At 58.7% G+C, this 18,919-nt stretch carries 19 protein-coding genes and 2 pseudogenes; 6 read left to right on the top strand and 15 right to left on the bottom strand.

Going from position 1 to position 18,919, the window contains the following annotated elements; all coding sequences use genetic code 11:
- Window positions 1–167 precede the first annotated feature (167 nt).
- From ACXHXG_RS21785 to ACXHXG_RS21770, 4 genes and pseudogenes are all read right to left on the bottom strand, one after another.
- On the bottom strand, window positions 168–338 hold the full coding sequence (locus ACXHXG_RS21785; protein ID WP_457900705.1) for a hypothetical protein: 171 nt from the start codon (window positions 336–338) through the stop codon (window positions 168–170).
- 35 nt (window positions 339–373) lie between these two features.
- Window positions 374–706 carry a four-helix bundle copper-binding protein gene (locus ACXHXG_RS21780; RefSeq protein ID WP_457900704.1) on the bottom strand — a complete coding sequence of 111 codons (333 nt, stop codon included), beginning with the start codon at window positions 704–706 and terminating at the stop codon, window positions 374–376.
- A 16-nt stretch (window positions 707–722) separates the two neighbouring features.
- A complete protein-coding gene (locus ACXHXG_RS21775) occupies window positions 723–1,187 on the bottom strand; it encodes a YbhB/YbcL family Raf kinase inhibitor-like protein (RefSeq protein ID WP_457900703.1) in 465 nt (154 codons plus the stop codon).
- Between the two features lie 363 nt (window positions 1,188–1,550).
- Window positions 1,551–1,814: pseudogene (locus ACXHXG_RS21770) on the bottom strand (hypothetical protein).
- 188 nt (window positions 1,815–2,002) lie between these two features.
- On the opposite strand from ACXHXG_RS21770, the gene ACXHXG_RS21765 reads away from it, so the two are divergent.
- The 3 genes from ACXHXG_RS21765 to ACXHXG_RS21755 all read left to right on the top strand — a co-directional run bounded on the left by ACXHXG_RS21765 (window position 2,003) and on the right by ACXHXG_RS21755 (window position 4,240).
- Window positions 2,003–2,236 (top strand): hypothetical protein, encoded by a 234-nt coding sequence (locus ACXHXG_RS21765; RefSeq protein WP_457900702.1) that lies wholly within the window; start codon window positions 2,003–2,005, stop codon window positions 2,234–2,236.
- Between the two features lies 1 nt (window position 2,237).
- On the top strand, window positions 2,238–2,786 hold the full coding sequence (locus tag ACXHXG_RS21760) for a DUF4174 domain-containing protein (protein WP_457900701.1): 549 nt from the start codon (window positions 2,238–2,240) through the stop codon (window positions 2,784–2,786).
- Between the two features lie 437 nt (window positions 2,787–3,223).
- On the top strand, window positions 3,224–4,240 hold the full coding sequence (locus ACXHXG_RS21755; protein ID WP_457900700.1) for a PAS domain S-box protein: 1,017 nt from the start codon (window positions 3,224–3,226) through the stop codon (window positions 4,238–4,240).
- A 109-nt stretch (window positions 4,241–4,349) separates the two neighbouring features.
- Here the strand turns inward: ACXHXG_RS21755 and ACXHXG_RS21750 are convergent, their stop codons facing one another.
- The 5 genes from ACXHXG_RS21750 to ACXHXG_RS21730 form a co-directional block, all read right to left on the bottom strand.
- Window positions 4,350–6,494, bottom strand: a complete 2,145-nt coding sequence (locus ACXHXG_RS21750) for a beta-galactosidase (RefSeq protein ID WP_457900699.1) — start codon at window positions 6,492–6,494, stop codon at window positions 4,350–4,352.
- 17 nt (window positions 6,495–6,511) lie between these two features.
- Window positions 6,512–7,657: an ABC transporter ATP-binding protein gene (locus tag ACXHXG_RS21745; RefSeq protein WP_260304983.1), complete on the bottom strand. Its 1,146-nt coding sequence runs from the start codon at window positions 7,655–7,657 to the stop codon at window positions 6,512–6,514.
- Window positions 7,658–7,715: 58 nt separating this feature from the next.
- A complete protein-coding gene (locus ACXHXG_RS21740) occupies window positions 7,716–8,567 on the bottom strand; it encodes a carbohydrate ABC transporter permease (protein WP_260304982.1) in 852 nt (283 codons plus the stop codon).
- Complete coding sequence (locus ACXHXG_RS21735; RefSeq protein ID WP_457900698.1) at window positions 8,567–9,451, bottom strand: carbohydrate ABC transporter permease; 885 nt, start codon at window positions 9,449–9,451, stop codon at window positions 8,567–8,569. Before ACXHXG_RS21735 ends, ACXHXG_RS21740 begins: the two co-directional genes overlap by 1 nt.
- Window positions 9,452–9,520: 69 nt before the next feature.
- Window positions 9,521–10,795, bottom strand: coding sequence for an ABC transporter substrate-binding protein (locus ACXHXG_RS21730; RefSeq protein ID WP_457900697.1), 1,275 nt, complete (start codon window positions 10,793–10,795; stop codon window positions 9,521–9,523).
- A 193-nt stretch (window positions 10,796–10,988) separates the two neighbouring features.
- On the opposite strand from ACXHXG_RS21730, the gene ACXHXG_RS21725 reads away from it, so the two are divergent.
- Complete coding sequence (locus ACXHXG_RS21725; RefSeq protein ID WP_457900696.1) at window positions 10,989–12,203, top strand: ROK family protein; 1,215 nt, start codon at window positions 10,989–10,991, stop codon at window positions 12,201–12,203.
- Between the two features lie 201 nt (window positions 12,204–12,404).
- Window positions 12,405–13,016: a TetR family transcriptional regulator gene (locus tag ACXHXG_RS21720; RefSeq protein ID WP_457900695.1), complete on the top strand. Its 612-nt coding sequence runs from the start codon at window positions 12,405–12,407 to the stop codon at window positions 13,014–13,016.
- A gap of 157 nt (window positions 13,017–13,173) precedes the next feature.
- On the opposite strand, the gene ACXHXG_RS21715 is transcribed toward ACXHXG_RS21720, so the two are convergent.
- Window positions 13,174–14,265 (bottom strand): porin, encoded by a 1,092-nt coding sequence (locus ACXHXG_RS21715; protein WP_104826553.1) that lies wholly within the window; start codon window positions 14,263–14,265, stop codon window positions 13,174–13,176.
- A gap of 481 nt (window positions 14,266–14,746) precedes the next feature.
- On the opposite strand from ACXHXG_RS21715, the pseudogene ACXHXG_RS21710 reads away from it, so the two are divergent.
- Window positions 14,747–14,860, top strand: a pseudogene (locus tag ACXHXG_RS21710) (transcriptional regulator); the annotation flags it as partial.
- Between the two features lie 21 nt (window positions 14,861–14,881).
- Here the strand turns inward: ACXHXG_RS21710 and folD are convergent.
- From folD to ACXHXG_RS21685, 5 genes are all read right to left on the bottom strand, one after another.
- Window positions 14,882–15,781 carry a bifunctional methylenetetrahydrofolate dehydrogenase/methenyltetrahydrofolate cyclohydrolase FolD gene (folD, locus tag ACXHXG_RS21705; protein WP_104826552.1) on the bottom strand — a complete coding sequence of 300 codons (900 nt, stop codon included), beginning with the start codon at window positions 15,779–15,781 and terminating at the stop codon, window positions 14,882–14,884.
- 3 nt (window positions 15,782–15,784) lie between these two features.
- On the bottom strand, window positions 15,785–16,669 hold the full coding sequence (purU, locus tag ACXHXG_RS21700; protein ID WP_285169117.1) for a formyltetrahydrofolate deformylase: 885 nt from the start codon (window positions 16,667–16,669) through the stop codon (window positions 15,785–15,787).
- Window positions 16,670–16,715: 46 nt separating this feature from the next.
- On the bottom strand, window positions 16,716–17,522 hold the full coding sequence (locus ACXHXG_RS21695; RefSeq protein WP_104826550.1) for a 3-methyl-2-oxobutanoate hydroxymethyltransferase: 807 nt from the start codon (window positions 17,520–17,522) through the stop codon (window positions 16,716–16,718).
- Between the two features lie 25 nt (window positions 17,523–17,547).
- On the bottom strand, window positions 17,548–18,774 hold the full coding sequence (locus tag ACXHXG_RS21690; protein WP_457900694.1) for an NAD(P)/FAD-dependent oxidoreductase: 1,227 nt from the start codon (window positions 18,772–18,774) through the stop codon (window positions 17,548–17,550).
- Between the two features lie 10 nt (window positions 18,775–18,784).
- Window positions 18,785–18,919, bottom strand: a 135-nt coding sequence (locus ACXHXG_RS21685) for a Rieske 2Fe-2S domain-containing protein (RefSeq protein ID WP_457900899.1), incomplete at its 5' end; no start/stop codon positions are given.

The raw sequence follows: 18,919 nt of genomic DNA, 5'->3' as shown, positions 1-18,919 counted from the left end.
GTAGAGCATCCCGTCTTCGGATCATCTGAAAACGGATAAGGCGCTTGAGATTCAAGAGACTAAAGCGATCTTTTACACGTTCAAATGAATGCATGGCGCATTGGAAAGCATGGCAAGCGCGCGCCTGAGGCACCGCCTTTGCGCTGCACGCGCCATTACCTTTCTCCTCACCCGGCAAATCGCAGCAGCAGGATGACGAGAACCACGGCCACCAGGCCACCGATGAAAACCAGACGCTGCCAACGGCGCTTCAGAATGATCTCGCCCTGCCGGACATCTTGAGCCGCGAATGTCGGAGGTTCCGCTCGCTTCTGGTCTGTCTTCTTATCGTCATTCATTTTCGCCTCACCTGTGTTCCGGCGAAGCCGCGATCTTACGTGCCCGCCATCTGCCGGCAGGTCTCGGCGCACTTACGGCAGGCGTCAGTACACTCCGCCATATCGCCGATCCGTTCACAATCGGCAGCACATTCAGCGCAGATCTCCGCGCATTCGCGGCAAACATGCAGATGGTGCCTTGAAGCGATCAGCATGAAATGTGCCGACGTGCGGCATATCTCCGCACAAGCCATCATCAACCTGAAATGCTGCGGCTCGGTATGCTCGCCACCGGCTTCCAGGCAATGGTTCATCGCCGTGGACAAACAAACGCTGTAGCAGCGCAGGCAGTTTTCGACGCATTGCTGCATCTTGCTATCCAAATGCATTGCCGTCTCCTTTGGGCTATTGCGTCTGGTACGTGCCTGTGACGCTCGCTTCCGCGAGCACATGCTTCTTCGCCTCAGCCCACATCGCACCTATGCCGGCAGCATCGGGAATCGAAAGCCTCGGGACGTCGAGGGCTACAAGGCGGAAAATGTAGTGATGAGGACGATCGCCGGGCGGCGGTTGCGGGCCGTCGTAGCGAGCATTGCCGAAATCATTCCTGTAGAACCGCGTCGCCCTATCCGGCGCCGTATCGGCGCTTTCGGTGAGATCGGTCCATTGCGCCGGGATGTTGGCGATGCCGCAGTGGCGAAAGGTGCCGCTCGGAGCGTCCGGATCTTCGACGATCAGAGCGAAACTCCTGGTTCCATTTGGAGCGCCGCTCCAGGCAAGCGGCGGAAAAAGGTTCTCGCCCGCTCGCGCATATTTCCGGGGGATCGGCTGATCCTGCGCAAAGGCTTTGCTGATCAATGTCAAAGCCATGACATTCTCCTTTTACTGTTGGGGATAGCCGTTCTTTCGACAGGCTTTCTTCACCTGCTCATTGCGGCAAAGATCTGCGGCCGCGTCGAATATCGGCTTCATAGTCGAACCCCTGCGCGTTCTCATTGTTCCCCTGCAAGTCCGGAGGAGCGTTTCTGCGCGAAGTTCCAATCTTAATGGCATCAATCATATTTCCGCGCGGCCGTGGGAACATTCCGCTTTTGCGAGAGTTGCGTCGCAATAAGCCGAACAAATCCTCCCAATCATTATTACCCGCCGCAGCCGAGGCTGCGGCGGCCAAGACGCGTCTTATGTGTAAGTGCCGGCTCCCTTCCCCAGGCAAAATCCATTCCGCCTTGCCTATCAATGGCGACTGACGAATTTCGTGAACCAGCTTGTGTCGCCGCTTTCCGTCTTATCCTGGTAAAGAAAGGCGAGTTCGTTCTCGTCGAATATCCGGAAAAATTCCTCCTAGGAAATCTCTTCGAGCGTCTCTTCAGGCTTGCCGAAATCAATCCGCAAAATTCCGCCCTTCTTCGCACCTTTGACCCGGGCTGGGCGGCCATTCCTGGCTTTCACCCAATTACGGATTTTGTCGTGTTCCGTCGTCGTTTGAGATGCGCTCATCTCAGCCTCCTCTTTGTCGTGACTACCCGGTCTAAGCTGGCAAGCCAGCCATTGTTCCCGCCCCTCGGCATTTTGATTGCGATCCATACAACCGAAGTCGCGGACCCTATGCTTGCCGCTTCCATAGGCAACAAACGCCCCCCTGAGGGGTTTGGTCGAATAAACCGAATAGAACAGGAGTTTCGGTGATGACCGTTATCAAGTTTTCGAAGGCTTGGCGGGAGGAGAGCAATCCGGAGGCCGAGTTTCGCACCGTCGACGACTTCGGGCTGCATATGTTTTCCTTCCTCGCCGACTATGAGTTCGACGGCAGGATCTTCAGCGTCAGCTTTTGGGCATATGACATAGCCGACGCCGAGCGGCGCGTTGCGCGCATGCGAGGCAGCCTCAACCTTCAGGGACAGATTTTTTGTGAGGCATGAAGTGACCGAGGCCGGGCACGATCCAAGAGACGAACTGGCGGGAACAAGACGAGCTGCTGATGGATTTATATTCCTGACGCCTCATGGCTTGATTTTCACCCAGCAACACTGGGCTGCACTTCCACAAGGAGAATTTCCGATGCTCAGGTCTCTGTTCAGAGAATTCGCCGGGGCGGGTGGCAAATTAGATGATCCCTGTCCCAGCCTCGCATCGTTTCGGAACAGGTGCAACGTCCTCGTGATCTTCGAGGACTCCAACGATGACCGGCCGATCAGGCAGGAGGAGGAGCTTCTACATCATGAAAAGAACCTGACCGATCGTAACGTGACCGTGCTGAGGGTCGCCGGCGGCGGAGTCTTTCAGCTCTTCGAGGAACCGTACGAACTCAATGCCGACGATATACGCCGCGATCTGCAAGGTCCGGAAAACGACGAATTCGAAATGGTATTGGTCGGAACGGATGGCATGACCAAACTCAGATCCTATGCACCTCTGCCGACAGTCGTCATTCTGGACGTCCTCGATGCACTCCCGCCATCGATATCATAGTTCGAAGCGGCGAGAGCCGGCATGGTCCGCGTCCCTGAATAGGACATTTGGCGATCCGAGCATGCGGTTGGAGCGTGTATCGAACATCTGCGGAAACCGGTTGTTCCCAAAGCTCTTCCCATCGCTCCGCCAATCACGTGACTGCGATTGCCGAAGGGGTATAATCAGCGGCCGATCGCAGGTGACGCGCCGAATCCACGCAGCCTCGATATCAAGACACGGCAACAGCGGCGTTGGACCATAGAGCGGCGATAATATTGGTTGTGGCTACCTTGGCGTGTGGATAGGGTGGGGCCCATGCGACCTCTACCGTCCGGGAGATGATGATGGGGAAAGGAAAGGCGATGGCGGCTGACGAAACGGTTTCTTTGGTCTCCGTGTCAGCATCAGATTCCGAGGGGGCAGCGAACGAAGACGAACCTACTCCGAGTAGAAGCTTGAGCGAGAATCTCACCCAGCAATTTGGACCGCAGGCACCTTCGGCGGATGCCTGGCTGGTCGCCATCGTTGAAAATTCCGATGACGCGATCATCAGCAAGACCCTTGGCGGCATCATCACAAGCTGGAACCGGGGCGCCGAACGCCTGTTCGGATTTACGGCGGCAGAAATGATCGGCCAGCCGATTACCATTCTGATCCCGGATGAGCGACTTCACGAGGAAACAACGATCATCGGGCGAATCCGCCGAGGCGAACGGGTCGATCACTATGAGACGGTGCGCCGACGCAAGGATGGCAGCCTGGTCGATGTCTCCCTCACCGTGTCGCCGATCCGCAATCAGGACGGCTCGATCATCGGAGCGTCGAAAATCGCGCGGGACATTTCCGAGCGCAAACGTGAACACGAACGCCAGACGCTGCTCCTGCGGGAGATGAACCATCGCATCAAGAATCTGTTCGCAATCACCAATGCATTGATCACGATGAGCCAGCGTTCGGCCACGAGTGCGCAGGATCTCGCCGACAATCTGCGCAAACGGATCGTCTCCTTGGCTCGCGCTCATGATCTGACATTGCCGGATCTTTCCGGAGATGTAGCCGCTCGATCGTCGACGACTCTCTTTTCCCTCTTTGACGCGGTTCTTGCCGTTCATCGGGAGGATGACCGGCAGAGGATACAGATTCATGGATCGGATGCGCCGGTTGGGGGCTCCGCGCTGACATCCTTGGCATTGCTGTTACATGAATTCGCCACCAACGCGATCAAATACGGGGCGCTTTCCCTCCCAGAGGGACAAATCAGAATCGACCTAGCGACGGACGGCGAGCTCAACCTCATCTGGACTGAAACCGGCGGCCCGGCTGTTACAGCGCCTGGACCGAGCTCAGGCTTCGGATCCCAGCTTGAGCGGGTGACCGTCGAAGGTTCGCTCAACGGATCGATCACACGGGAATGGAGGCCGGAAGGGCTTCGAATTCATTTGCGGGTTCCGATTGAGAACCTGACGCGCTGATCTCGCTCGGCGCACGAAGCGCGCGCCGATTGCCTCGACACGACCGCCAACCGATTGCTGTGTGTCGGCAAAAAATCGGCGGCGGTCCGGCCGGGTCCTGCAAACGGGCTCAGTGCTCCAATTCAATGATGGCGCAGTCATAGCCATCCAGATCGAGCCCGCCGGCGACAGCCTTTCCATTGTCGAGAAGGTTCTTGCCGGGCGCCACGGCGGTGAGGCTTGTGGGCTGATCGGTGTAGTTCTGGATGAACAGCAGCCTGCGCTCGTCATTCATGCGCATGGTGACCTCGACGCCAGCAGGAAGATCGTCCACAAGCGGCTGCACACCGGCCGCCGGGAAGAGCCGTTCGGCCAGTGCAGCCGTCAGCTCGGGCGTGAGATAGGTGCCGACATAGACGACTTGACCCTTGCCAACCTTGCGCGACGTCGCCATGGGCAGACCGTCCGCATAGCGATTGGACCAGGCGGAGACGACCTCGACATCCGGGTCGACCAAGAGGTTTTCGTAGAAGTGTCCGGCGGGCAGTTCCTGGTTGCCGATCTTGAAACGGCGCGTCCTGCGATGGGATTCAGCGGGCTTGTTTGGCGGCACCACCAGGCCCCCGGATCGCTCCATCACGTCGAACAGTCCGTTGGCGCCCGGCGCAGCGAGACGACCGAAGTCTTCGACCCGTACGCCGGTGAGGTTGGAAAGAGACGTGCCCGGGGCCGTCTGCCGGATGACGTGATTGTCCTCATTCCGCGTTCCGGTGCGTGCGCCGATAACGACTGTGCCGCCCTGCTCCGCAAAAGCTTTGAGTTTTTCAGTCCATTCATCCTTCCACATCACCCAATGCGGAACGTAGAACAGCTTCAGCTTCGACAGATCATCCTCGGGATGGATGAAGCCGCAAGCGATGCCGCGATCGTAGCAATACTGGTGCAGCAGAACCGCATCGTCTTGCGGGCTTGGCAGTCCGATTGCGTAGGTCTTATGGGCTTCCTGATTGTCGAAATCCGAACCGGCAATGCCCACATCCATACGCACGTAGGTGCCAAGGATCTTGTCCTTCAGCGCCGTCATTTCGGTCGCAAACTGCTTGGCTTCCTCATAGCGATGGCGCCCGACGTCGTCGTGGTCGATGATGCCCATCCAGTAGATCTCGGCGCCGAAATGGGCCGGCCGCCAGCGGAAGAACATCAGTCCGTCCGCGCCGTGTGCGACCGATGACATGGCCATGCGCCGAAGCTCGCCCGGCTCTGGCGTCAGCGTGCAGAAGCCCGGCTGGCTGCCGAAGCCGGACTGTTGCTCCGGCACGATGTAGTTCCCCGAAAAGCCGCGGCATATATCCAGGTGCAGTGCCTGAACCTTTGCGTGATTTCCGATGCGCTGAAACTCATCGTAGAGCATCGGATAGATGTCGTAGCCGACGAAATCGAGATCCGTGGTGAACTGGCCGCGGAAGTCGATATCCCGCAGGCCGCCGAGATTATGGAAGACGAACCACGACGGGTTCGTGGCCCGAAGAATTTCGACCTGATCGTGCTGGAACCGTGCGGTCGCAAATGCGAGGAAGCGGTGGTAATCCTGCACATGGCCGGGACTGGGGAAGGTCGGGCCGAATTCGATCGGAAGCACGACCTGGTCGAAACTGTCATAGGCAGTTGCCCAGAAGTCACCGCCCCATGCAGCGTTCAGCTTGCCGATATCGCCGTACTTCTCGGCGAGAAAGATCTGAAATTCGCTCAATGTCGCCTTTGAATAGCTCTCCGGCATGCTCGTGTTTAGCTCATTGTCGGTCTGCCAGCCGACAACATGCGGATTGTCCCGATAATGTTCGGCCATTGCCTTGGTGATGCGGCGGCTGTGTTCGCGGAAGACGGGACTTGCCGTATCGCAATGCTGACGCGATCCATGGCTCATGGGACGGCCTTTGCCGTCCACGCGCAGGATCTCCGGATGGGCAACGGTCAGCCAGCGCGGCGGCGTGGCCGTCGGCGTGCACATGATGGTATCGATCCCGTATCGCCCGAGCATGGTTATGGCGCGGTCGAACAGATCAAAATCAAAGGTGCCGAGCCTGGGCTCGAGGATATGCCAGGCGAATTCCGCCATTCTCACCACATTGAAGCCCGCCTTCGCCATGCGCTCGGCATCGCGCTCCCAGTAGCTTTCGTCGACATGCTCGGGGTAATGGGGGGCGCCGACGAGAAAGCGGTCGGTCTTAACGGTATTCCAAGCGGATGGCGTCGCAGCAATGTTCTTGTCAGACACGGTCTTATTTCCCGAATTCATTTGTCGATGATGGTTTTGCGAGCGCTGATCGTGCGTCCGCCGTTCGATGAGAAGAGATAAAGCTCCCTGGCGTCGAGCTTCAGAGCCACAGCCTGGCCAGATGTGAACGGCGCGACATAGCTAAGCTGGACGGTGATATTTCCGGTGCCGCTTTCCGAGGCGATGGTACGCAGGCTGCCGGCATCGACATAGAGGATGGTCTCGCGACCGAGGTGCTCAACCAGTTGCACCTGCCCTTCGATCGCGCCACCATGCGCGACGTCTGTGACGATCGATATGTTTTCCGGCCGGACACCCAGCGTCAGATCGGCGCCCTTTTGCAGCGCCACTCCATCGGACAATTCGACGGTCAATGGGACGATGCCGGGAGCCGAAACCCGGACCTGTCGGCCGGAGACTTCGTCCACGGTCACGGCAAGGAAGTTCATTCTCGGGGCTCCAAGAAAACCCGCCACGAAGAGATTTTCGGGATTTCTGTAGAGCTCCAGCGGTGAGCCTACCTGTTCGATCACACCCTGGTTCAACACCACGATCCGGCTCGCCATGGTCATGGCCTCCACCTGATCGTGGGTTACGTAGACCATGGTCGCGCCGAGTTCCGTATGCAGACTGCTCAATTCGACGCGCATCTGCGTCCTCAGCGCCGCGTCGAGATTCGAGAGTGGTTCATCGAAGAGGAACACGTCCGGAGAACGGGTAATGGCACGGCCGATGGCAACGCGCTGCCGCTGGCCGCCGGATAATTGCTTGGGCCGCTTCTCAAGCTGATCGGTGATGCGCAGGATCTTCGCGGCGCGCGCGACGGCGGCATCGATTTCTGGCTTCGGCCGCTTGGCCATGCGCAGGCCAAAGCCCATGTTCTCCGCCACGGTCATATGCGGGTAAAGGGCATAGGACTGGAAAACCATGGCGATGCCACGATCCCCCGGCTCTTCCTTGCTGACGTCGCGGCCATTGATCAGGATCTGGCCGGACGAAATCCCTTCCAGACCGGCAATGGTCTTAAGCAGGGTCGACTTGCCGCAGCCGGACGGTCCGACCATGACGATGAATTCGCCCTGCTCGACGGCAAGGTCGATCCCACGCAATGCATGGTATGCACCGTAGTTCTTGTTGATCTGTCGCAGTTCGAGGCTGGTCATGCTTCCTGGCTCTCTGCTGTTGGGCTCTTGAGTTTTGGGAAAGGAAATGCCGTCTCGCTCATCCTTTGACGGCCCCCATGGTCAGACCGGCGATGAAATGGCGCTGCATGAGGAAGAACATGACGACAGGCGGCACCGCGACGACGATCGTGCCTGCCGAGATGAGGTTCCATGCCGAAACCCATTCCCCGCGCAGATTGGCCAGACCGGCAGTCACGGGCTTCACGGAGTCGCTGACCGTCAGCACCACCGCCCAGAAGTAGTCGTTCCAGATGAACGTAAAGATCAGAATGGCCAACGCCGCGAGAGCCGGCCGGACCAGCGGCACCGCAACATGTATCAGCGTCTGGAAAGGTGTCGCGCCTTCCGCGCGGGCAGCCTGAAAGAGTTCATCGGGCAAGGCCGCGATGAAATTCCGCATGAAAAGCGTCGCAAATCCTGTCTGGAAGGCAACGTGGAAGATGATCAGCGCCGCCGTCGTATCGATCAGATTCAGCCGCACCATAAGATCGCGCACGGGGATCATCATGATCTGGTGCGGCAGGAAATTGCCGCCGACGAAGAGCGCAAAGATCAGCATATTGCCCGGAAAGCGGTAGCGGGAGAGAACAAAGCCCGCGAGCGTGCTCAGAACCAGGACGCCGATTACCGAAGGAATGGTAATCGTTAGGCTGTTCAGGAAATACTGGGCCATCGGGGTCTGGGTGAAGACCGCGGTATAATTATCGATCAGACCAAGCTCGGTCGGCCACCCCCACAGATTGCCACTCATGACATCGGTCGTCGAACGGAACGACGTCAGGATGATCGCAAACAGAGGGCAGAGCCAAAGCAGGAGAACAAGCAGCACCGCCAGCACATAAAACCGTCGCTGCCAGATGGCTGTTTCCGGAATAGGGCGAGGATACATCAGCCACCTCTCTCTTCTGTGCGAATGATGCGTGACAGGTACCAGGCGATGAATGCGGCCATGATCACGAAGAGAACGGATGCGATCGCCGCTCCGTAGCCGAAGCGATAGGAGAAGATCGATTGCTCGTACATCTGATAGGCCAGCACGGAAGACGATCCGAACGGGCCGCCGGCCGTCATGACGGAGATCATGTCAAAGGATCGAAGCGCGCCGACCACCGTCACCGCGATGGCGATGAAGGTCACCTGCGTCAGTTGAGGCAGGACGATGTGCCAAAGCATGTTCCATCCCCTCGCCCCGTCGACGCGGCCAGCACCTATGAGTTCCTCACTCAGATTGTTCAGCCCCGCGAGATAGAGAACCATGCAGAACGTGACCTGCGGCCAAAGTGCTGCGATGACGATCGCAAACGTCACGAAATGCTCGTCCGAAAGAACGGCTGGGGCGGTCGCGCCAAATGCCTTGAAGATCAGGGCAAGAAGTCCGAACTCCGGCGTATAGACCCATGTGAACACGACCCCCACCGTGACCGAAGCCAGCACCAGCGGGATGAAGAACAGGGATTTCAGGAAGCGCATGCCTCTTATTTTCTGGTTGACCAGCAATGCTATGGCCAACCCGAGCGGCGGCGCGGCCATGAACATGATCAGCCAGATGAGGTTGTTCTTCAGCGAAACGTAAAATTGCGGGTCGTTGAAAAGCTCGATGTAATTTCCAAAACCGATCCAGTTCATCGGGCCGAAGCCGTCCCACTCATGAAAACTGATCCAGACGCTCCGCACGGCCGACAGCAGGATCACCGTGAAAAAGAGCAGGATCGCGGGGGCAATAAGCAAAGTGGGGGTGAGCCACCAACGCTGGCGGCGCCAAATCATCAACATATCCAGAGCCTCATTGGAGTTATGAAGGAGCGGAAGCGCGCTTCCGCTCCTCGGCCGCCGGGAGGAGAACTAGAGTTTGTAGATGCGCTTGCGGGTCCCTTCGAGGCGCTGAAGAATAGAGTCGCGCCGATCGGGCTTCGCCATGAACTCCTGGAAGCCGACAAGGCCGGCCTGGGCCATATCGGGGTCGCTGTCGCGGTCGTAATACTGCGAAGCTCCCTGCAGCGTCTTCAAGGTCTCGACTGCCACGTTGACGAGTGGGTCCTTGCTGGGCGGAAGATCGTTGCGCGGTGGTACGTTTCCGCCGGGCTCCAGATAGGCCGCGAGATTTTCCGGTTTATAGAAATAGGCAAGGAATTCGCGCGCGCCCTGCTTGTTCTTCGCGTTTGCGGGAATATGGATCGAATTGACCGAGAATTCTTCGAAGTGACCGACCTTCGGGTCCAGAACCGGGAAAGTGGCATAGGACAGTTGCGGCAAATCCTCGGCGGTGAAGGCGGACTTCAAAAAGGCGCCGAGATTCATCATGCCGGCCTTCTTCTGGGCAAGCAGCGCTGCGGCCTCCTGCCAGCCGAACGATGTATGATTGGCGGTGAAGAACTCCTTGTTGATCATCCCTTCCCATTGATCGAAAACCGGCTTCAGGGATGGGTCGAGATAGCTCATCTCGCCGTTCATCAGCGCCATGTGCTTGTCGAGGCCATTGATGCGCAGGTTCATTTGATCGAACCAGCCGGCAGCCGGCCAAAGCTCCTTGGTTCCCATGGCGATCGGCGTGAGGCCGGCGGCCTTGCACTTGTCGCCGTAAGCCACAAATTCCTCGGCCGTCGTCGGCACAGTCAGGCCATGCTGATCGAAGACATCCTTACGGTAGAACATCCCCCAAAGGGTGCCGCCGGTCGGCAGGCCATATTGCTTGCCATCGACCGTGACCGTTCCCGTCGTCGCACCGAGCACATCCTTGTATTTTTCCTTCTCGAGCAGATCGGAAATATCATCGAACAGGCCGCGCTTTACGAAAGCACGCATGCGATTGCCCGAAAACCATGTGCAAATGTCGGGCGCCCCTGCAACAAGGTAGTTGCGAATGGCTGTCTTGTGGGCCTCGTGATCCATGTTGTTGATGACGACGCTGACCCCGGCTTCCTTTCCGAAGGCCTCGGCGATTTTCTTCAGCGCTGCAAGCGCCTCCGCATTGTTCTCCGCCGAGATCACCGTGACTTTCTGCGCCTGGGCAATTGCGGGCGCGGACAGGCCGCCCGCCAGAGCTGCCGCCGATACGGCACCTGCGCCTTTCAGGAAGTTGCGGCGAGTGGACGGAAAAATTTGCTTGAAATGCACCATGGAGTTCCTCCCAGTTGATCGATCAACACGTCCTGGCAAGCCCTCCCCTCGAGATGCATGTCAGGCATTTAACGCGCCGATTTTGTCGCTTATTCTCAGGGCGGAAACCGCATCCGGAGTTGATCGGCGGGTGGAGTTATGCATAGATCGATAGAGCCTGCAATAATTAATTTACAAAATTAAGGAACTAAAAGTGAAGCTGAAGGGCGACCAGAGCACGGCAAGGGCGCTAAATCGACGCCTGATCCTCAATCTTTTGCGCATGGAGGGGCCGCGAAGTCGCGCCGATATCGCAACAATTACAGGGCTAAGCCCTGCAGCCGTGACCTTCGTTGTCGGCGATCTCTGTGAGGAAGGCATCGTTGTCGAAGGCCAAGCCGTAACCGGCCTCACCGGCAGGCGCCCGATCCCGGTACAGATCAATTATGAGCACGGGCTCGTGGTCGGGTTCAAGTTGATGGTGGATTCCGTGGAATGCGTCGCAACAGACCTTGCGACCAATCCCGTGGCGGCCATGCGGATACCCCTTGCCGGTCACCAGCCGGACTACGTTGCCGACCTGCTGGCCAGCACTGTTCCCGAAATGGTCAAGCTCGCCGGACGACCGCATGCCAAGCTTGCAGGGATCGGCATCTCCATGCCCGGCGTTATCAATGATGAACAGACCGCATGCGTCCGCAGTCATCGCTTCAATTGGGACAATATTCCCCTCGCCTCGCTCGTGGCGAATCGTGCCAACGTGCCGGTCTGGCTGGAAGACGACACCAACGCCTATGCCATCGCCCAGCAACTTTTTGGCTTGGGGAGACAGCATCGCAATATGGCCGTTCTCGCTGTCGGCGTCGGCATAAGCTGCGCGCTCGTCATCGAAGGAAAGCTCTATCGCGGCGCAAATGGTGCGGCCGGCAAGTTCGGGCATACGCTTTATGAAGAAAATGGCCGGATATGCGAATGCGGCAAACGCGGCTGTCTCATGGCATATCATTCCGAAGCGTCGATCTTGCGACGTTGGCGCGAGGCAACCGGACATGGCGAGGATCGAGGCCTTCCTGAACTGCGCAGCGCTTTGGCTGCCGGCGATCCGACGGCAGTCGCGCTTGTCGAACATTCCGGCAAGAGCATAGGAACGGCGCTCGCCAATCTCGTCAATGTCACGGATCCGGAAGTCATCGTTGCCGGCGGCGAAGCCGTCTCGCTTGGCGAACATTTTCTCGGGCCACTTCGGGAAGCCCTGACCGCCAGGACCTTCAGGACAGCACCTCCCCTGCTTCCGGACTGGGAAGATAATTCTTGGGCCCGCGGCGCGGCCGCTCTGGTAACCCAAAGAATGTTTGATTTTGAATCATCGAGCGGCTTTACCGACATTAGCCGGACATATACCGGCAGCACGCAGAAATCCGCCAGGTAGCCGGGCTTGCCGCCCCAAGAAGGAGCGGCTTTGCTCGAACGACAGCCGCCTTCGCGGTCGTCGGTGACCGCGCGCCGCAACAGCCGTAGAATAACCGGGGAAAACATCGCGCAAGGTAACGGTGTTGTAAGCACAATAATCGACGTTATGACTATTGTGACAGAGCTGAAGGGGCGCGGCGCGGAAATTGGAGGGGAATGAATGAGACGCACAAAGGAGGAAGCGGCTGAAACCAGACGTGAGATATTACGCTCGGCGGAGGCGCTGTTTCTCGACAACGGCTATGAAAATGTCACGCTGGACGAAATAGCCTCGGCGGCCGGTGTTACCCGCGGCGCAGTTCATTGGCATTTCAAGAACAAGCAAGGTCTCTTGTTTTCGATCCGCGACAAGGCGCAGCAGCCCTTCCAGGAACTTGCGGAGCGAATTGCCGAAGGACATCCGCCCAATCCGCTTGAGCTGCTCATAGACACGATTTCGGCGACATTCGCAGAGATTCAGCAGGAGCCGCGCAAACGTGGGCTACTGAAAGTCATCATGTATCTCGACATGGCATTTTGTGATGACGTGGCGGAAAACACAGACTCTTTCCGGCACGATATGCAGGAGCACTTTGCGAGAATTTTCCACTCCATGGATGCCGACAAGCCGTTGCCTCCGCCGTGGTCGGCAGATACCGCCGCTTCCGCTTTGACTGCGGTCATTGGAGGATTGGTCGCCGAATGGGCTCTCGATAAGGGCGATTTTGAATTGGTTCCCTGTGGGCAAGCTCTTATCAAAATGATCCTGACCACATGGTTTCCGACGCATTAGGTAAGCTACAGCGGAGTGCCTAGTGAAAAGGGTTCGGCAGGGAAAGCCGAACCCTTTCCGTATTTGATCGGAGGTCAACCGATCAGTGTGAGAAGCCCGCAGGATTGGAAACCGCAGGCTTCTCTTACCCGGCAAAGGGGGGCCGGATAATTTCAGATTAGAAGCTACGCTGGAAGCGCAGGATACCAGCCCACTGGTCCTGATTGACCGAATCCCAATCGGTGTAGGAGACTTCGGGTTCGATCAGCAGGTTCTTGACCGGGTTCCACTTGATGTTCGTCGTAGCGGCGAAGATCTTGGAGTCGGTGTAAGCGAGCTGCAGGTTCCACTTCAGCTTGTCGTTGATCGGAACGCCAACGCCACCCCAGACAGCCCAGTCACCCCAGCCGCAAAGATCAGGACGGCCTGCCGGGCAAGCGGAACGATCCAGGTTCGTACCGGCGTACTTGTTCAGCTTGTCGCCGTCCGTGTTCCAGCCACCCATCAAGAAGGCAGAGAAAGCGCCGAAATCGGCGTCGACGCGAGCCTTGACGGCACCTTCTTCGACGATCGAATCGTAACCGCCGACGACCTTGACACCCCAGATGCCAGACTTGAACCCAGCACCGGCAACGACGTCAGGAGCGTAGTGATCCGCCTTGTCGTCACCCCACCAGCTCGCTCCATAGGATGCATCCGAGCCGCTGGAGTAGCTATCTTCGACCGAGATCACAGCCGTGAAGCCGTTGCCGGCGTCATAGTTGTAGGTCAACTGGTTGAGTTCATACGGGCCGTCGTAGATCACGTCGTCGTTGATGACGTCGCCGGCGTAACCGATGTACGAGTTGTACTGGGAGTCTGCCTTACCGACAGTGAATCCGCCGAGGCTGATATTGGCAAACAGCAGCTTGGTGCTTGTCGAATTGCCTTCACTCCAGTCCCAACGGAGAACCGTGTTGGTCTTCAGAGGGCCGTATTCGGTGTCGGTTGCGGTGTCGAGGCTCAGCTCGGCGCGGGTGTGCCACAACGTTCCGGTCTTGTTCGTCGGGCTGTAGGCATCGTACCATTCACCTTCGGTACGAACTTGGCCGCCGATCTTCAAGCAAGTCTCGGTACCCGGAATGAAGAAGTAGCCAGCACCATAAGCGTCGCAAATGCGAACGTACTGAAGAGGCTCCGGCTCGGCAGCGACAATAGCGTCCGCGGCATGGGCCCCGGAAACTGCTGCGAGCGAAGCAGCAGAGCTGATCAGAAGGCTTTTCAAATTCATTTTAAACTCCTGGTTGCAATATGCATTTCAGAGATTCCGCACGCATGGAGGTTCACTACCAACCCCATGCAGAATTGACCTCGCATCAACGCGATCGAACAGATCTGCGATTGCCCTGCTTGATGCTGGCTTGAGTCCCTCTTGTTCCGCCCAATCAGCCCCGCGACACGGCCCTGAAATACCCTACCGATGCGGCCGATGCTTCGACCGCAAGACATATTCATGTCCTGAGCTTTGTTTACAAACCAACGGTATGTTTGTCAATTATATGAAGGTCCCCTTACTACAAGCTTCGGGCGCTGTGACCAATATGCAACTATCAGCTTCACGCTGCCACCTGGGTCGTCAGGTGCCGCGGCGGGTAGCACATTTTATTCAACGGCATTTGGTGTCGGCGTTTACGAATTTCAAATCGTCGCAGAACGATCCAGACGCGTGATTCGGCGTCTGTCGCATTCTGTCTGCACCATTGTGAAAAACGATCGCCGAGCGGCTGATCGGCGAGATCAAGCAGCTCGAGACATTTCCCGAGCAGGAGCTTTGGAAAACCGAGCTGATCGTGCGTGCCTCGACCGGCGTGGCGCCGGCCGATTGATATGATTTAGGTGGCGTGATCTCAGAACCGCGGCGCCGGCTTGCCGGCGGCACGATGGGCGGCGATCACCGTATTGGCCATCAGCATGGCGATGGTCATCGGCCCGACACCGCCCGGAACCGGGGTGATGGCGGCGGCCACTTCCGCCGCCTCGGCAAAGGCGACATCGCCGACCAGCCGGCTCTTGCCCTCGCCGCGTTCCGGTGCGGCAATGCGGTTGATGCCGACATCGATCACCGTCGCTCCCGGCTTCACCCAATCCGCCTTGACCATTTCCGGCCGGCCGACCGCCGCCACCAGAATATCGGCACTGCGGGCAACCGCCGGCAGGTCCTTGGTGCGGGAATGGGCCGTCGTCACCGTCGCATTGGCATTGAGCAGCAGTTGCGCCATCGGCTTGCCGAACAGGTTCGAGCGGCCGATGACGACGGCATTCAATCCCGACAGGTCCTCGCCATGGATGCGGCGCACCAGCAGCATGGCGCCGGCCGGCGTGCAGGAGATCAGCCCGGTGGCAAGATCGCCGGTTGCCAGCTTGCCGGCATTGACGACATGCAGGCCATCGACATCCTTGTCCGGCCGGATCGACTGGATGATCGCTTCGGCATTTAGATGCTTCGGCAGCGGCAGTTGCACCAGGATGCCGTGAATGCCGGCATCCTCGTTCAGGGACTGGACAAGCTTTGCCAGCTCGTCCTGCGTCGTCTCGGCCGGCAGCGTATGCTGGATGGAGGTAAAACCGCATTCCTTGGCCATGCGGCCCTTGGCGCCGACATAGGTGTGGCTGGCCGGATCATCGCCGACGATGACGACGGCAAGGCCGGTCTTCACACCCGTCTCTTTTTCCAATGCTGCGGTCGCCGTCTTCACCGCATCAATTACCGAAGCAGCCACCTGCTTGCCATCGATGATGTCAGCCATCGCCTACCCCATCCGCTCCGAAGCATAGCTTCCGGGGCTTGCCGGGAAGACGATGGTGCGGTTGCCGTTGAGGAAGGTGCGGTAGTGGATGTGGGCATGGATGGCCCGCGCCAGCACCTGGCTTTCGACATCGCGGCCGATCGAGACATAATCCTCGGCAGACTGCGCATGCGTGATGCGGGCCGTGTCCTGCTCGATGATCGGACCTTCGTCGAGATCGCCGGTGACGTAATGTGCCGTCGCCCCGATCAGCTTGACGCCGCGCTCATAGGCCTGCTTGTACGGGTTGGCGCCCTTGAAGCTCGGCAGGAAGGAATGGTGGATGTTGATGATCTTGCCCGACATCTTCTTGCACATGGCGTCCGACAGCACCTGCATGTAGCGGGCCAGCACGATCAGTTCGGTGCCTGTCTGCTCGACGAGGTCCAGCAGTTGCGCTTCGGCCTGCGGCTTGTTGTCCTTCGTCACCTTGATGTGGTGGAAGGGGATGTCGTGGTTGACGACCACCTTCTGGTAATCGAAATGGTTGGAGACGACGCCGACGATGTCGATCGGCAGCGCGCCGATCTTCCAGCGATAGAGCAGGTCGTTGAGGCAATGGCCGAAGCGCGACACCATCAAGAGCACCTTCATGCGCTTCTGGGTATCGTAGATCTCGGCATCCATCTCGAATTTCTCGGCGACCGGCTTGAAACCTTCGACCAATGCCTCCTGCTTGACGCCTTCCTCGGAGATGAAGGAGACCCGCATGAAGAACTTGCCGGTATCGAGATCGTCGAACTGGCTGGAGTCGACGATATTGCAGCCCTGGTCGGCCAGATAATTCGCTATCGCCGCAACGATCCCGCGCGTCGATTTGCAGGATACGGTCAGTACGAAATTTTTCATCTTATGTCGTCCGATTGGAAAAAATCATGAAACGCCACCTGTGGCGTTATCGACCGCCTTCGGAAAGCAGCCGGAGAAACGCCTGTAGCTCCCCTTCGTCGATTGCGACGAGATGCCCTTTTGCCGGATAGGCGCCCGAGCGAACGTCCTCGGCAAATTCCTTGAAAGCGGCGGTGCGTTCATTCTGCAGCCGGTCATATTCGGCCGCAAAATCGCGATACACCTTGGCGTGACGCGGCCTATGACCGCGATTACTGCCCAGCACATCGTCGGCAAAGAGATATTGGGCATCGCATCCGCTTCCGGCACCCATGGAAATCATCAGCATCGATGTGTTCGCGCTGATCGCGGAAGCGACATCGCCAGGCACGACTTCAATCTCCGCCGCAAAGGCGCCCGCCTCTTCCAGTGCCTTGGTTTGGCGCCAGATCTCGAAAGCGCTTGCCGCGGTCTTGCCGACGGCGCGAAAGCCACCCGTCCAGGTCGCCTTAGACGGAATGAGGCCGACATGGCCGCAGACCGGAATGCCCTCTTCGCGCATCCGCCGAATCGTTTGCAGCCCGGCGGCGCAATAAACGGCGTCGCCACCGGCCTTCAGCGCCCTGAACGCCTCCCGCATGTACTCTTCCGCCGAGACGTAATCGCCATATTCGAGGCCAGGAACAGCAAAGGGGCTCGGAGCAGCCTCGCGGAATACGGGGCCAAGCAGTGCCGGCGGTACGGAAAGCATATCAATCCCGGCCTTCTCCGCCGCTTCGGCTTCCTCCAGCGAGGTGACGCGCAACATGGTGAGCTGCCGCTGTCCTTTGAGCGCCAGCAGGTCGGCGACCGTTGCACGATTATGTTTCTTCATTGGAAACTCCTGGGGTAAGGGCTCTTCACGCGGCAAGAAGTGATTTGAGTTTGACATGGCTCGCCGTCAGCGCTTCCGGATCGGGATGAGCGCGGGCGGCAATCAGCATTTCGGCGAGACGAATATCGCGGGCGACGGCATTGCCGCGACCGATGCCGCTGGCCGCCAGCAGCCGGCCGGTCTCATCGAGATGGAAGAGGATGAAGGCTCCTTCGCCAAGGTCACGCCTCAGCATCGTCGTCGCGCCATCGGCAAGGCCGGCAATTTGCAGCGTCAGATCATATTGATCGGACCAGAACCACGGCACGGCCGAGATGCTGTCCCCCGCGCCCAGCAAATTGGCCGCAGCCAAGGTTCCCTGCTCCTGTGCGTTGCGCCAGGATTCCAGGCGAACCCGTCGCCCGCCATAAAGTGCGAGCGGAAAGGAGCAGCAATCGCCTGCGGCGTAGATATCCGCAGCAGAGGTTTCCAGCCGCTCGTTGACGGCAATGCCGTTGTCGACCGCAAGACCCGCTTTCTCGGCGAGCGTGACATTCGGTTGAGCACCGATGCCGATGAGCACGAGATCAGCGGAGAGTTCCTGGCCGTCGCCCAGGCGGACAATCGCACCGGTCGCACCTTCCTCCACCGCCGCAATGGTCTCGCCGCAGCGGATATCGACGCCTTCGTCCCGATGACGTTGCGTTATCACCTCGGCAACCGCTTCCGGCACGCCCCGCTTCAGGACGCGCGGCAGGCCTTCGATCACGGTGACATCGGCGCCAAGCTTGCGCGCCGTCGCCGCCAGCTCGAGACCGATAAAACCGCCGCCGATGATGGCGATATGGCGGCCGGGGAGAAGCGCCGGCCGCAGCCCCGTGGCATCGGCATGGGTGCGGAGCATGCGAATGCGCTCGCCGGTTCCCACAATGCCGGGAAAGCTGCGCGCAGATGCACCGGTCGCCAGCAGCAGTTTGTCGTAGCTAAGTTGCTCTCCGTCCGAGAGTGTGACCACCGTGCCGATCGGATCGATGTCGGTCGCATGCGTGGCGAGCCGAAGGTCGATGCGCTGGTCGGCATAGCGTTCCAAGGTGGCCACGAACTTCGGCTCATGCGCGAGGACAAGTCCCTCCTTCGACAGTGGCGGACGTTCATAGGGCGCAACCGGCTCGGCGCCGATCAGTGTGATGTCACCGTCAAAGCCCTTTTCCCTGAGCGCAAAGGCGGCGCGGGCGCCGCACTCTCCAGCCCCGATAATGACGAAATGCAGCATGGCTTTCCCCTTATAGCGCAATAAAAACGGCACCGTTTTCGACCTTGACGGGATAGGTTTTGAGGTTGACGCAGACGGGGGCGCCCTTGGCCTCGCCGGTGCGGTAGTCGAAGCGGCCGTTGTGCTTGGGACATTCGATGATGTT

Source organism: Rhizobium sp. LEGMi-198b, from assembly GCF_054114205.1.
The sequence above is the reverse complement of the archived record's forward strand: the minus strand, read 5'-3'. Positions and strand labels throughout refer to the sequence as shown.

What these genes read in the sequence shown, in the direction of transcription:
- ACXHXG_RS21785 (WP_457900705.1), bottom strand. Translation starts at nt 338, where the DNA reads ATGAATGACGATAAGAAGACAGACCAGAAGCGAGCGGAACCTCCGACA.
- ACXHXG_RS21780 (WP_457900704.1), bottom strand. Translation starts at nt 706, where the DNA reads ATGCATTTGGATAGCAAGATGCAGCAATGCGTCGAAAACTGCCTGCGC.
- ACXHXG_RS21775 (WP_457900703.1), bottom strand. Translation starts at nt 1,187, where the DNA reads ATGGCTTTGACATTGATCAGCAAAGCCTTTGCGCAGGATCAGCCGATC.
- ACXHXG_RS21765 (WP_457900702.1), top strand. Translation starts at nt 2,003, where the DNA reads ATGACCGTTATCAAGTTTTCGAAGGCTTGGCGGGAGGAGAGCAATCCG.
- ACXHXG_RS21745 (WP_260304983.1), bottom strand. Translation starts at nt 7,657, where the DNA reads ATGACCAGCCTCGAACTGCGACAGATCAACAAGAACTACGGTGCATAC.
- ACXHXG_RS21740 (WP_260304982.1), bottom strand. Translation starts at nt 8,567, where the DNA reads ATGTATCCTCGCCCTATTCCGGAAACAGCCATCTGGCAGCGACGGTTT.
- ACXHXG_RS21735 (WP_457900698.1), bottom strand. Translation starts at nt 9,451, where the DNA reads ATGTTGATGATTTGGCGCCGCCAGCGTTGGTGGCTCACCCCCACTTTG.
- ACXHXG_RS21730 (WP_457900697.1), bottom strand. Translation starts at nt 10,795, where the DNA reads ATGGTGCATTTCAAGCAAATTTTTCCGTCCACTCGCCGCAACTTCCTG.
- ACXHXG_RS21720 (WP_457900695.1), top strand. Translation starts at nt 12,405, where the DNA reads ATGAGACGCACAAAGGAGGAAGCGGCTGAAACCAGACGTGAGATATTA.
- ACXHXG_RS21715 (WP_104826553.1), bottom strand. Translation starts at nt 14,265, where the DNA reads ATGAATTTGAAAAGCCTTCTGATCAGCTCTGCTGCTTCGCTCGCAGCA.
- folD (WP_104826552.1), bottom strand. Translation starts at nt 15,781, where the DNA reads ATGGCTGACATCATCGATGGCAAGCAGGTGGCTGCTTCGGTAATTGAT.
- purU (WP_285169117.1), bottom strand. Translation starts at nt 16,669, where the DNA reads ATGAAAAATTTCGTACTGACCGTATCCTGCAAATCGACGCGCGGGATC.
- ACXHXG_RS21695 (WP_104826550.1), bottom strand. Translation starts at nt 17,522, where the DNA reads ATGAAGAAACATAATCGTGCAACGGTCGCCGACCTGCTGGCGCTCAAA.
- ACXHXG_RS21690 (WP_457900694.1), bottom strand. Translation starts at nt 18,774, where the DNA reads ATGCTGCATTTCGTCATTATCGGGGCTGGAGAGTGCGGCGCCCGCGCC.